Raw genomic sequence first — 11,492 nt, 5'->3', positions numbered from 1 at the left:
CAGCAGTCAGCTAAGAAATAACTCAAAGGCGGCCAGAGTAGTTGACGCGTATCGGCCAAGGTAGTTGACGTCTAATATGCTGAGAACCTGACAGATTTCCGCGCTGTTTTTTTCCGACAGCGCGGGAAGCAGCAAAGTTAGTGACAGCGAGCGGGTTGCAAGTTCGACGATACGATCGATATGTGGTGATTTCTCGTAAGCTTTATACGTTCGCAGGCATTTACCCAACTCTTCAGCGGCGCGTTCCTGATCCCAGCCCATCCCTTTTCGCCATAAACGCAATTCATAACCCGTCATAAACACCTTAAAAAGTGCAATAGTTGCACTATTGTAGTGTTTTTTTACCATGACTGCACCCTTAAAACATTAACGCAAAGGCTAACATTAGCTTTTGCGTTAATGTTTTTTAAGAGTATAATTAGTCATATCGAAAGGGAGATGAACCAGATGTTCGAACTTTTATACCATCCTGAAGCCGCTCAGGAAGTGAAAGCGCTACCGGATGTTCTGCGCGGTAAAATGGCAAGACTATTGGTTCAGTTGAGTGAGCGGGGAAATGAATTACGCTACCCGTTAAGCAGACCCATCAAAAATGGATTGTTTGAACTCAGGGCGTCAGGAACAGATATTGCCCGCACCTTGTTTGTATTCCAGCAGGGGAAGAAAATTTATATTTTACGTTGTTTCATTAAGAAAACTGAGAAGACGCCGCCCAAAGAAATTGTGGTTGCGTTGCAACGACTGGAGGAATTATCTGATGGCTAAAGTAAAAGCAATAAGTCATGAAGACGTCATGAAGACGTTGCTCGATACCCCAGAAGCTATTGCTGCTTTCGAAGAGGCAAAAGATGAGTTTGCGCTGTTGGAGCAGCTCACGGCATGGCGGACTCAGGCGGGACTCACAAAAGCGGACGTTGCGGAACGAATGGGGGTAAAACCTCCGGCAATAAATCGCATCGAAAATAACGTGACGAAAGCCAGCTGGCAAACGCTGAAGCGTTACGCGGCAGCCTGTGGTGTTGAACTGGGTATTACCGTCAGGGTGTGATCTGCCCCCTGTCTGCAAAGCTTCTATGCCGCTGATTTTCGGGCGACTGCTTGGGTGTATGTGAAGTTCATCGGCACATATAAACAATATGATGCGAGCGACGTTAATACGACAGAACCGGAGTCAGCACCTGTGAACATTAAACCTATCCGAACTGAACAAGATTACCATGACGCCCTGAAGGCGATAGAACCGCTTTTTGACACTCAGCCGGAAATGGGCACGCCTGAATTCGACTATATGAAAGTGATGGTGTTGCGGATCGACGCTTACGAAGAACAGCACTACCCGATTACATCCCTGCTGAAAGTCTGAGCGATGTTACATAAGGCTCGCATTTAATTATTCTAAAAGTGCAATTATTGCACTTTACTTAGCCGTTTCTCAGAGCGGTTCTTTTATGCACGGTCGCCCTGGCCGTGCTTTGAGCCCGCCCAGGGCGACGAAATACAACAGTCCGCTTGCAGCGCCCACAGGGCGCGCCGCTCTTACTGGCCACTTTCGTGGCCGCTAAGTGTAGTGACCTGCATTTGAAATCGAGTCGACCTGCATTTACCCCCGGTTTTCAGCCCACATTAGCTGTAACCAGCGTTGGTCTCAGACCCACAATACCTGCAAATGAACCTGCATTTATCATGCTCGACCTGCACTCCATTTACTCAAACCCAGATTAACTGCAAACAGAAGATCACTTGATGCCGCGCAAGAAAAATCGCTGGAAACCTCTGTTACGTCAAAAGCCTATTTAACTCGGGACGTTCAGAATATTTTGTGGCACATATCAGACCTGCTATTCAATAAAACCCAGTTTAAATTGTGACTTGCCAGCCAGTGATACGAGATCCGGGTTCTCCGGATAAGAGGCCAGAAGAGGTAAAAAGACGGATCTGCCAATAATATACCGGCTGTCGGAATCTGTCGGGCGCAACCCCCATATATTCTGGTATGTCATCGGTATATTCTGTCCGTTAATTAATACATTACCAGTATACAGCATGATATGCCCCGGAATATATACAAGCGTGGCGAACGGTCTGCCATGCTCCGTTAGATAACGAAGCCGTGCGCGGGTATCCTCCTGGCTGAGGTCGACAATCCGGGTGACGGACTGTATCTGTGCCGCAGAGTTTCTGGGAAGAAATATCCCAAAGGGCATCATGAGGCTGCGCATTTCAGCAGAGCAGTCATTATAGAAGTTATAATTACCCCAGCCATAGGGCCTGCCACTCATCGACTTCATCAGTACAGCCATATTACCGGGCGTCAATTTCCATGGCATTGCGACAAACTCATCTTCACGGAGTCTGACCTGGCGAATTTGTGCGCGGCCATCGCTTTTACGCACGGGCACAGTAACCTCAAAAAAACCGGTCTGCCTATTCCTGAATGGCAGAATGGTTCCGGGGCGTGCCGTAAAATAATACTGTCCCCCTTCATGAACGGAAACCGGTTCCTTAATAAATGTACCGAGGTTTTTACCGGCCAGCGTCAGCCATTCAGTAACAAACTGCTGGTCCACTCCTGCAATATCTTCGCCGTGCACCCACCCGGTGACAGTGGGGGACAAAACGTATTTCCAGCGCCTGTCGCGGCTGGCCGCCAGCACGTAGACGGGGGCTCCGGGACGCACAGAGGACATCTGTAAATTGTCAAAGGGGTAGCCCTGCCCGGCCTGACGCGGATCGTCATAAGCCGGGTCGTCGGTCGGAAGCCCCCTGACCAGCGTTTCCCTGACGGCAATCCCCCGCTCCAGGGGGTGATAAACACTGTCGACGCTGGTCGTCACATTGTCCCTTACCTGCTGTTTCCAGCTTTCCGGGTGGACCCTGAAGTTCTCGCCCCAGGAAACACTTTGCTCCCCCAGATACTTACTGATGCCGGCATCACGGGCAGCTTCTGCTCCCTGGCTCAGGACAGAGGCGATGTAGGCAGGGTTCCAGGGGGATTTTTCGCCCGCCCCCATACCAAAATAGCGGGATTTCAGGTCAGAAAAGTGACGTTGCTGTGCAGCGGTATCCATAACAGGAACGTGACTGTCCGGGCCGGGAGGGAGCCATTTATCGACGGATTGCGGGTAATTGCCCAGCGGGAACAGCGATTTGGTCGGGTCGATATAGCCTGCCGGCACATGACTGGCAGTCGTCACGCCATTTGACCCCGGCCTGAGCGGAGCGGTGTGGCATGCCGATAACAGCAGGGGAACAATCAGGCAAAGAGGCTTTATTCCTTCCTGTATCTGGATTCTTTTCATACAGCAGCTCCGGTAATGGGCTGGTCACTCAGCGCGCAGTACGACGATGCCTGGTTTCCCGCGCATGTATTCCTGGAAAGGCGAATCCACCACTTTTCTGTTTGTGGTCAGCGAGGAGGCATTTCTGAACCATACCCGACCGTCATGGCGGACCACGATACCCACATGCGAAACGTCCAGACCTTCAAGCGGAGAGTAGACGCCGATATAATCCCCGGTTTTCAGACGGTCCAGTACCTGCTGACTGATGGCTTTTCCGGGAATGTAATTTATTCTCCGGGGATGAATGCCCAGACCCGGGATGTACTCCCCCCCATCCGGTTTACGGTTAAGCTGCTTGTCCGCTGTTACATAGTCAGGGCTGATATCCGGCGTGACGTCCCGGGCATTGCGCGGTAGAGTGGCAAACCAGTCGGAGAAAAAGTGCCGGCGACTGAGATAGTCAACGTTCCCTCCGGTGTAACGAACCTTCGCCAGATGATACAGAAATGATTTCTGGTCATGGCTGCGGGTCAGGGCCTCGACGTAATCTGCCAGGGTAAAGCAGTCCACGCCGTTGAAATTCACCACAAGCGATTCGGGAGTGTCGGGCCCGCCAATAAGTGTATCTGCCTGGTAAGGCGTACCGAGAAAAGCAGATGACACGCGGCTGATAACTTCCCCGTGATTTTCACCTGATGCAGGGATGACATCCGAACGAATAATCCGGCTGACTTTTTCCGCCGTAACGCTGTCCATGATAGTCTGATATTTTTCCGGGCCGGGTGCGGCACAGGCCGTCAGATACGCCGACATAAATAAAACCGTCCATACTTTTACTTTCACAATCATCTTCCTTAAAGGTACAGGTGGGATTTTTACCTTTAAGGAAGATGATTGTAATTGATACAAAAAAGCGCTACCGGTTGATTCTTGGTTGAAAAATCAGGAACCGGATGGTAAGGAATGTGAAGGCCATCACGCGACCTGACTCTTTGCAGGGTTATCCTGTGGGGTCTGCTCGCTCAGTGATGCCTGGCTGCGAGTGGGTGTCGGAAATTTCGGGGGTTCAGGTGTGGAATCCATGGAAAACAGGTTAGTATTAAATAGGCAGACCTGCAGCCAGGATACGATCGCGCAATTCAGCTGTGCGGGTCGGATCCAGCTGGTGACTGAACAACGCTCTGATCTCTGCCGGTTTGGCATCGAACTGTTCAACCATGTCCTTCAATCGGTAGCCGTGGCGTGTGAGAGTGGGTTCCAGATCGTCGAGCTTACGTGACAGTACGCTGTCCACCAGTTCAGCTGTAATGGGGCGCTCTCCGGTGAGGTAACCCGCCTCCAGGGCAAGGGTGATATGCTGTTGTACCTGCAATGGCGTACGTAATTTCGTCGCCAGGAGATCGACGGCCTCATCCGTCAGGATGGGCGCATCACCATTTTGCTGCTCTGAACAGGTCGCCAGCAGCCACTGAATATATTCCCGCTGACTGCCGGCAATGCCGTCAAGGGTAAAAATCTCCGTACGGTATCCGATTTCTTCCATCGTGGGTCTTCGAAGGTCATTGCGCAGTTTCGGGTGACCAGCTAGGATCACCGATAAACGGCCACCGCCATCTTCTACGACTTCCATCAGGCGTTTCAGGCCGATTAGTGTGTGCCCGTTAAGGTCATGTGCTTCATCCACAAACAAGGCCACCGGGCGTTTTCCTTTTTTCACCAGTTCCTGCAATTCGCGCTCACGACGTTCACCCTGTTTCGGGATCTGGACGGCCTTGTCCTGAACCAGATCGTAGAACAGGGCCGAAATCAGGGTGGCCAGCTTTATGCTGCTTTTTTCCACCGACAGCGATTTTGCGACAGTGACGCGGTTTTCTTCCCGTAAGATTTGCTGTAGCCGCCGGAGTGTCACGGTTTTACCGCAACCCACAACTCCGCAAAGGGCGATCAGCCTCCCTTCCAGAATGGCGGCTCTGATATCTTTCGTCAGTTGCTTATGCGTATCCGTTTCGTAGTATCCGGCCTGAGTCAGCGGATTTGTCAGGCCGTAAAATTGCATAACCTCAACTCGCATGATCGCCTTCCTTTTTCTGTCTGCGGAAATACTCCCTTACGCGGTCCAGCACAATCCGGCGTATGAGCGTTTCACTCAGTAATTGTTCAATAAACAGCCTGTCAACCTGCGATAATTTTGCCAGCGGGGTAGCCAGTTCACCGGCAATCGCCAGTTTGGCCGCAATCGTACTGGTATAGCAGTCTTCAGCGGCCGCCGGAAAAGCCTGTCTGGGAATATCGGGGGGAGCAGATTGCGTTATCAGTGTAATATTCTCGCCGGTCAGAGCGGCAATGGGCAGACTGAGTTGTTGCGCCAGGTTTCTGATACGTTCAGCCTTCTGGCTGACGGCACCTTTTCTGAAGGCGCGGTAGCGGTTCAGGGGGATTGGGCCGGAGACCGGGTAATAGGGCCCCGTCCGGTTGCCTTCAAATTCAACATGCAGTTCGTTATCAAACAGCCCCCACAGTAACAGTACATGCTCTCCCGCCAGATCAGGATCCACTTCGTATGCCGTACCCTCCACCATGATTCTGGCATCAATACCCACTTTTCGACGCTCAGGCTCCCGGGCAAAATGACAGAACCGTTCCCAGCTGCACATTTCACGGACCCCTTCTTCAGGGAAATTGAGAATCCAGTCCTCGCGGCGTGAATGCGGCTGTGAGCGATGAGGCTGGTCATTGTAGTGAAGAAGATATCTCAGCAGCCATTCATTGGCCTGCTGCTCGGTTTCCGGCTGATGAAAATGGTACAGTGTTTCATGTGCTTCCTTGACGGTGCGGAAAGGGCGTTCCACTTTACCTTTCGAACGGGCGGTTACCCGTTCACCATCCTTCCCGGCGGGAAGATGCGTCTGCCAGTCCACGCCCAGAGACAGCATGACATTCTGGAATACCCGGCTTTTGGCCACGGGGCCGTTGTCCAGATAAAGCATTTTTGGCCGCCCCTGCAAGGGAAAAGCGGGATCGACTTTTGGTGCCATGGCGGCATAAAGAAATCGCAGGGCGGATTCCGCATCTTCACCATACACGCAGTGATATTCCTGGTATGCAACACCACTACGGTCATCGACAACACTGAACAGCATCAGTGTGGGTTCACCTTTTGTAGGATCAATCCATTCGGGGGCATCAATATGTTTCAGGTCAGAGGGTGACATATCAAACTGCCAGCAATCATTACTGTGTTCGGCCTGAAAACGAACCGCTGGCGGCGGGCGATGTAACCGGGGCTGGTCCAGGTGCCAGCCGGAAAGCCAGCGATTAACGGTGCTGCGGGTCAGGACACCTTTTGGAGCCTGAAAATGCCCCTGTTCAGTATCAACACCGTAATCCTCCAGTAATTCAATCGCCCGGCGGGTGGAAAGATGGCGGCCCTTTTTGTTGGTGGTGCGAAATTTAAGTGCCGCGACCAGTTCACAGTAAAGCTCCATATCCTTGCGGGGGAGTACCCGTGGCTGCCCGTGGTCCTGCCCGTGGTCCTGCCGGTGAACCTGGCGGGGTTTTAGCAAATCATTGAGCGCCCGGTACACGGACGTGGTGGAGAGTCCATATAATGCAGAGACTGCAGCAATCTGCGATGCCCGTTCAGGGCTTTTGGGCGACAGACGTTCCAGCCGCTGGCGCAGCTGTAACAAAGCTTCAGCCGGAATGCTTTTACGCCATCCCGGTGGCATCCTGACCCGCCTTGTTCAGATAATTATACAGCGTTGATTTGGAGATCCCCATCATGTTGCAGATTTCCTCGATGGTATGATTACGCTCCTGGTGTAACTTCAGCGCCAGCGCTTTCTTTGTGGGGCTGAGCAGCGCAGGCCGTCCTCCCTGACGCCCCCGCTTGCGGGCAGCCGAAAGCCCGGCCTGCGTGCGTTCGCGTACCAGATTGCGCTCAAACTCGGCCAGCGCGCCAAAAAGGTGGAAAACCAGACGACCGCCGCTGGATGTCGTGTCGATATTTTCCTGAAGGCTGCGGATGCCCACCTGCAGCCCGTCCAGCCGTTCGACCAGTTGCAGGAGATTTTTCAGAGAGCGCCCCAGACGGTCGAGTCGCCAGATAACGACAGTGTCACCGGGACGGAGGGAACCAATCAGTCTGGCCAGCCCTTCGCGTTCAGCTTGTGCACCACTTACTTTATCTTCAAAAATACTTTCGCAACCCGCCTGAGTCAGTGCATCACGCTGGAGATCGAGATGGCGGGTCAAGATCAGATCCTGAAAACCCTCAGCGTGGCGCATGGCAGTGCTTCCACGAACGACTTCAGCTTAATGCGCAAGTGCCTTTTGGTTATTACTCTGTATTTAGCGAAATGGCAGACTTAACATTAAAAATGATCAATGGTGGTTTCGATTTCGGTCCAGCATCCGTTCCCGATATTAGTGTCGGGATTGGCTGGGGGAAGCATTGGACGAATAATAATTTGACTGCAAAATACGGGGAGCGGACAAGATATCCCCACGTTTACCCAGATTGGTTTCCTCAGCACAAAGCTGGTGCGGTAGAGGCATGGGTGTATCCTGATGATGCTTTGGGTGAATTTAGGCGTTGGATGCAACAATCCTATTTGCCAACCAAATTTCCTGCCTATATAGAGTCCAAAGCAAAGGCTGGTGCAATACCAAAAGTGGATGTTGCCAAATTACTGAGTCAAGTTAAACGGCCAGAACTTCCAAAAAAATAAAAAGCTATCTAACCCGGCCACCGAGCCGGGTTTTTTGTGCCTGCCGATCGCCATCTGGTCACCACTCTATATCATTGATATTCAGTTAAAGATCTAGATTATATGCCGCTTTGGTCACCACCCCGATCCCCAGGGTTAACGGCGTCACCATTGGTCAACCGTTTACCAGCAGTGATGCTGAATGATAAGACTGGCTCTTTTTTAGCTACGCAATTAAATTTACTTAAGGCAAATTTTATTTATGCGCTATTTTTAACAAAGGAGTAACACTCCTGTTCCTAAACTAAATTTGGTGATAATTCACTGGCCTTCGTTCACGAAGGCTTTTTTGTGTCCAAAAGACAAATAATACCCCCGATATCGATATGGTTTATGTTCCGTTGAAATATTTGACGTATAGTATTTGCGTGACCAATTTTCAATCATGGAAGTGAATACGAAAACACACAATCTTATTACCCCCCCATTATTTACCGCATGACTTACCTTCTACGATCACATGGAGATTTAAACATGAACAAAAACCTTGAAAGTTCAGATGATTTCTTGAGTAACTCTGTAATTCGTGAATATTCATTCAGGAATGGCAATACTCTCTCTCAATACGATTTAATAAGTTCAGATGGGACGACTGTAATTGAAAATAACATGTTAATTGCTAAGAAGTGGGATAGGATCACATTAACAAACCTCACTCCAGACGCAACGGTAATTATGACTCTAAGAAATGCAACCTGTTCTGGGCATTGCTTCGTCAACCCGAACTCAGTCCAGTTTATAACTTTTGGACCAGTGCAAAATGAAGATGCTACGGTTATCGTTCCTGTTAATAGAGCGGGACATATCAATATTGATATCCCCCCAGTTTCTGATTTAACATTCTCAGGTTATCGCTTGATAATTAATGAACTGTCACTTAAGAGTCCAATCACCAAAAATGACATAAGTGCATTTCAGAAAATCTTAAACGGACTTTTGGCGTAAAGGCATTCCGTTTATGAGCCATTGATAATGCAGGTGTAACATTAGTTATGTGTGAATATTCGCCGACATGTTTATTCACAATACACCTGATATTAAATAGCATATGAATGCTATTAGCCCGCCTACTCAAGTTGCTTCCCCGAGTGGCGGGTTCTTTTTTCCCAGAACCTCTCGAAGTAGATCTGCACCAGTTAGTCTGTGACATCTGTTGCATATACCGGAAATCCCATAAAAACGCCCTCAAATGCTTGTAATGCACACAGTACCATCTGGGATTTTTCGCGTTTGGAAATCCTCAACCCCTCTTTATTGTTATCACAATAATTTATAAACTAATTAACATCTATGCAAACGATCGTTGAAACCGATCGATATCACAAAAACGATCGGGCATACCCATTTGAATATTGTGCCTTTAGTCGGCACTCTGCGCGCATATTAAACAATGCGGCATTGAACCATATGAGAATATTCGTTATTAGTTTGAAACGTTCATACGAACGCAGAAAATCAATTGAAGAGAGGCTAACAAGCCTCGGTCTTGAATATGAAATATTCACCGCTATTGATGGCAGATTATTATCTGACAGCGAATTAATTCTTTTCACTAAAAAAACAAACTACGCAATAGAACCGGGTGAAATTGGTTGCTCACTTAGCCATGTTTCAATCTATGCAAAAATGGTTGCCGAAAATACCAGTTCTGCACTAATTTTAGAAGATGATGCTATCTTATTTGATGATTTGCCGACTGTTTTACATAGCCTGGCGGCAACCATAGATAATACCCCTTGTGTAACGCTACTAACCCCAATTGATAAATACATTGGAAATCCGGCTGATACTATATCCTCTAAATACAAAACCCACCGCTTCATAGAAGGTACCGGAGCCTATGGGTACGTGGTTAATCTTCCAGCTGCAATCAAACTTGTAGCGTTTTTATATCCTGTATGGTTAGTTAGTGATAGATGGCAGTTTATATTAGAAAATGGCGTGTGTGATATCCAATGCATCCTACCTCCAGTAATATCGCACCCTCCATATTTAGACGGTGAACTACATAAAATATCCACCATTCATGAATCCATTGATTTATCGGGTATGAAAGCCACCATCTGGCGAACAATAAAGAAAGAGCGAGCCCTTCCGGTTAAAATTCGTCGGATGATGTGGCTTTGTTTTGTGCGTAAGTTTCTAGATATCAGAAAATTTAAAAGTTAATTATTGGGGAGCATCAGGCCAAGCAATATCAGGTGCAATCGTCAGATCTAAGCGACTAAGCGCAACTCGATATGTCTTCCAAGCTTTCAGAAGCGCGATCTCATCGTCCGTCGCATCATCGATATCAACCGCATCTTGCAGCGGCGCAATAGCGGCTGTTGCAACAGCCATCAGAGAGTCACGCTTGACGGTGGCCTGCGCGATCAGTTCTTCACGGGAATAGACCCGCGCAGTGATTTTTTTACCGTCGAAAAACCAGCCGCCGTTGATATCTACATCACCAGGTATATCAGCAACCGCAATCTCAGCGACCGAATTCCCCGCAGGCCATAAAGCTGAAACGTCATGACTCATCGAAACAATCACGTCCGCAGAGTTAAATACAATTTTTAAGGTATCGTCCGCAAAATTCTTTTGAGATTCGTACCAATCGGCGCCGGTTTCGTCTGTCGCCACACTGATGTTTAATCCATTAATTTCGACATTTTTTGACTTAAAGTTTTTCATAACAATCATTTTGTATTTCCTTAAATCGAGCCTGCTGCTATCCACTGACCATTAATGCAATATTGAAGCTGCCTTACTCGCCACTGCGCTTTGTTAAAGTCAGAACCGCCGACACCTTGCGCACCGGTGAACAGTTCGCCGCCCCCTAAGCTAACTGCACCGCCACTGTCGTTTGTCGATGCCTGTACTCTCTCGCTACCCAGCCTAACAGCTGTTACAAAACTCTGATTGCACCAGTTGTAAATATCATTTCGTAAATCACCGTTTGCCCAATTGCGCACCGCTGAAATTTGATCATTTACCCAGGGTAAGCGGGCAAGTTCAACTATCGTCGAGCCGTTAAACATCATGTAAGGCGCGTCGCCATTCTGCGAAACAAAGCCGACCTGATTGCAGGCATCACCGTGAATATATCCTGACAAATCTGGCCCCGGCTGGGGATTATTCGGACTGTAAGGCTGTGCGTCATTGATATATACAATGCCGCTCGCTAAATCAACGCGGATAGGACGCGTGTCGTCGTAACTGCCTAACCAATCACCCGAATTGGTTTTCATGAGATAAAGACTATTCATGTCCAGCCGCCAGAATATCCCACGGTCCCCATTAACCATTCTGAAGTTGTTGTCAAGCGTAGACTGGATTTCCGCACTCGTCTTGACCGGGCCGGTCAGTTCACCGCCTGTAAGTGATGTAGCCCCCTGAAACACCAGACAGTAGCTGTATCTCCAGATAAGAGATAGGCTTGAATATATGTCTAACACTA

At 49.1% G+C, this 11,492-nt stretch carries 13 protein-coding genes and 1 pseudogene; 6 read left to right on the top strand and 8 right to left on the bottom strand.

The annotated features are described in order from the left end of the window. Positions 1-6: 6 nt before the first annotated feature. Complete coding sequence (locus FU672_RS24280) at positions 7-348, bottom strand: helix-turn-helix domain-containing protein (RefSeq protein WP_410053343.1); 342 nt, start codon at positions 346-348, stop codon at positions 7-9. 99 nt (positions 349-447) lie between these two features. Here FU672_RS24280 and FU672_RS24275 point away from each other — a divergent pair, with 99 nt between their 5' ends. From FU672_RS24275 to FU672_RS24265, 3 genes and pseudogenes are all read left to right on the top strand, one after another. Beyond that, positions 448-765 carry a type II toxin-antitoxin system RelE/ParE family toxin gene (locus FU672_RS24275; RefSeq protein WP_148245162.1) on the top strand — a complete coding sequence of 106 codons (318 nt, stop codon included), beginning with the start codon at positions 448-450 and terminating at the stop codon, positions 763-765. Continuing rightward, entirely contained in the window at positions 758-1,048 is a 291-nt protein-coding gene (locus FU672_RS24270; RefSeq protein WP_148245161.1) for a helix-turn-helix domain-containing protein, read from the top strand. Before FU672_RS24275 ends, FU672_RS24270 begins: the two co-directional genes overlap by 8 nt. 132 nt (positions 1,049-1,180) lie before the next feature. Continuing rightward, a pseudogene (locus tag FU672_RS24265) lies at positions 1,181-1,342 on the top strand (transcriptional regulator); the annotation flags it as partial. A gap of 496 nt (positions 1,343-1,838) precedes the next feature. On the opposite strand, the gene FU672_RS24260 reads toward FU672_RS24265, so the two are convergent. The 5 genes from FU672_RS24260 to FU672_RS24240 form a co-directional block, all read right to left on the bottom strand. Then, complete coding sequence (locus FU672_RS24260; protein ID WP_148245159.1) at positions 1,839-3,299, bottom strand: SH3 domain-containing protein; 1,461 nt, start codon at positions 3,297-3,299, stop codon at positions 1,839-1,841. 24 nt (positions 3,300-3,323) lie between these two features. Beyond that, positions 3,324-4,130: a DUF1460 domain-containing protein gene (locus FU672_RS24255; RefSeq protein ID WP_148245158.1), complete on the bottom strand. Its 807-nt coding sequence runs from the start codon at positions 4,128-4,130 to the stop codon at positions 3,324-3,326. A gap of 250 nt (positions 4,131-4,380) precedes the next feature. Continuing rightward, positions 4,381-5,352, bottom strand: coding sequence for an ExeA family protein (locus tag FU672_RS24250; RefSeq protein ID WP_148245157.1), 972 nt, complete (start codon positions 5,350-5,352; stop codon positions 4,381-4,383). Beyond that, the gene (locus tag FU672_RS24245; RefSeq protein WP_262349063.1) at positions 5,342-6,985 is read right to left on the bottom strand and encodes an IS481 family transposase; all 1,644 of its coding nucleotides are present in this window, start codon (positions 6,983-6,985) and stop codon (positions 5,342-5,344) included. Before FU672_RS24245 ends, FU672_RS24250 begins: the two co-directional genes overlap by 11 nt. A gap of 4 nt (positions 6,986-6,989) precedes the next feature. Further along, the gene (locus tag FU672_RS24240; RefSeq protein ID WP_148245155.1) at positions 6,990-7,568 is read right to left on the bottom strand and encodes a recombinase family protein; all 579 of its coding nucleotides are present in this window, start codon (positions 7,566-7,568) and stop codon (positions 6,990-6,992) included. Between FU672_RS24240 and FU672_RS24235 the strand changes: the two genes are divergently transcribed. The 3 genes from FU672_RS24235 to FU672_RS24225 all read left to right on the top strand — a co-directional run bounded on the left by FU672_RS24235 (position 7,451) and on the right by FU672_RS24225 (position 10,219). Further along, positions 7,451-8,011 carry a BstA C-terminal domain-containing protein gene (locus FU672_RS24235; RefSeq protein ID WP_508610042.1) on the top strand — a complete coding sequence of 187 codons (561 nt, stop codon included), beginning with the start codon at positions 7,451-7,453 and terminating at the stop codon, positions 8,009-8,011. The genes FU672_RS24240 and FU672_RS24235 overlap by 118 nt on opposite strands. A gap of 513 nt (positions 8,012-8,524) precedes the next feature. Continuing rightward, positions 8,525-8,995 carry a hypothetical protein gene (locus FU672_RS24230; protein WP_148245154.1) on the top strand — a complete coding sequence of 157 codons (471 nt, stop codon included), beginning with the start codon at positions 8,525-8,527 and terminating at the stop codon, positions 8,993-8,995. Positions 8,996-9,340: 345 nt separating this feature from the next. Next, positions 9,341-10,219: a glycosyltransferase family 25 protein gene (locus FU672_RS24225; RefSeq protein WP_148245153.1), complete on the top strand. Its 879-nt coding sequence runs from the start codon at positions 9,341-9,343 to the stop codon at positions 10,217-10,219. Here the strand turns inward: FU672_RS24225 and FU672_RS24220 are convergent, their stop codons facing one another. Both FU672_RS24220 and FU672_RS24215 read right to left on the bottom strand, forming a co-directional pair. Then, positions 10,220-10,735, bottom strand: a complete 516-nt coding sequence (locus FU672_RS24220) for a tail fiber assembly protein (protein WP_148245152.1) — start codon at positions 10,733-10,735, stop codon at positions 10,220-10,222. It lies immediately after the preceding gene. A gap of 11 nt (positions 10,736-10,746) precedes the next feature. Further along, positions 10,747-11,492, bottom strand: a 746-nt coding sequence (locus FU672_RS24215) for a phage tail fiber protein (RefSeq protein WP_508610041.1), incomplete at its 5' end; no start/stop codon positions are given.

The sequence above is a fragment of the Enterobacter asburiae genome, from assembly GCF_008080435.1.
Taxonomy (GTDB): Bacteria; Pseudomonadota; Gammaproteobacteria; order Enterobacterales; family Enterobacteriaceae; genus Enterobacter; species Enterobacter asburiae_C.
The sequence above is the reverse complement of the archived record's forward strand: the minus strand, read 5'-3'. Positions and strand labels throughout refer to the sequence as shown.

What these genes read in the sequence shown, in the direction of transcription:
- FU672_RS24280 (WP_410053343.1), bottom strand. Translation starts at nt 348, where the DNA reads ATGGTAAAAAAACACTACAATAGTGCAACTATTGCACTTTTTAAGGTG.
- FU672_RS24275 (WP_148245162.1), top strand. Translation starts at nt 448, where the DNA reads ATGTTCGAACTTTTATACCATCCTGAAGCCGCTCAGGAAGTGAAAGCG.
- FU672_RS24270 (WP_148245161.1), top strand. Translation starts at nt 758, where the DNA reads ATGGCTAAAGTAAAAGCAATAAGTCATGAAGACGTCATGAAGACGTTG.
- FU672_RS24260 (WP_148245159.1), bottom strand. Translation starts at nt 3,299, where the DNA reads ATGAAAAGAATCCAGATACAGGAAGGAATAAAGCCTCTTTGCCTGATT.
- FU672_RS24255 (WP_148245158.1), bottom strand. Translation starts at nt 4,130, where the DNA reads ATGATTGTGAAAGTAAAAGTATGGACGGTTTTATTTATGTCGGCGTAT.
- FU672_RS24250 (WP_148245157.1), bottom strand. Translation starts at nt 5,352, where the DNA reads ATGCGAGTTGAGGTTATGCAATTTTACGGCCTGACAAATCCGCTGACT.
- FU672_RS24240 (WP_148245155.1), bottom strand. Translation starts at nt 7,568, where the DNA reads ATGCGCCACGCTGAGGGTTTTCAGGATCTGATCTTGACCCGCCATCTC.
- FU672_RS24230 (WP_148245154.1), top strand. Translation starts at nt 8,525, where the DNA reads ATGAACAAAAACCTTGAAAGTTCAGATGATTTCTTGAGTAACTCTGTA.
- FU672_RS24225 (WP_148245153.1), top strand. Translation starts at nt 9,341, where the DNA reads ATGCAAACGATCGTTGAAACCGATCGATATCACAAAAACGATCGGGCA.
- FU672_RS24220 (WP_148245152.1), bottom strand. Translation starts at nt 10,735, where the DNA reads ATGATTGTTATGAAAAACTTTAAGTCAAAAAATGTCGAAATTAATGGA.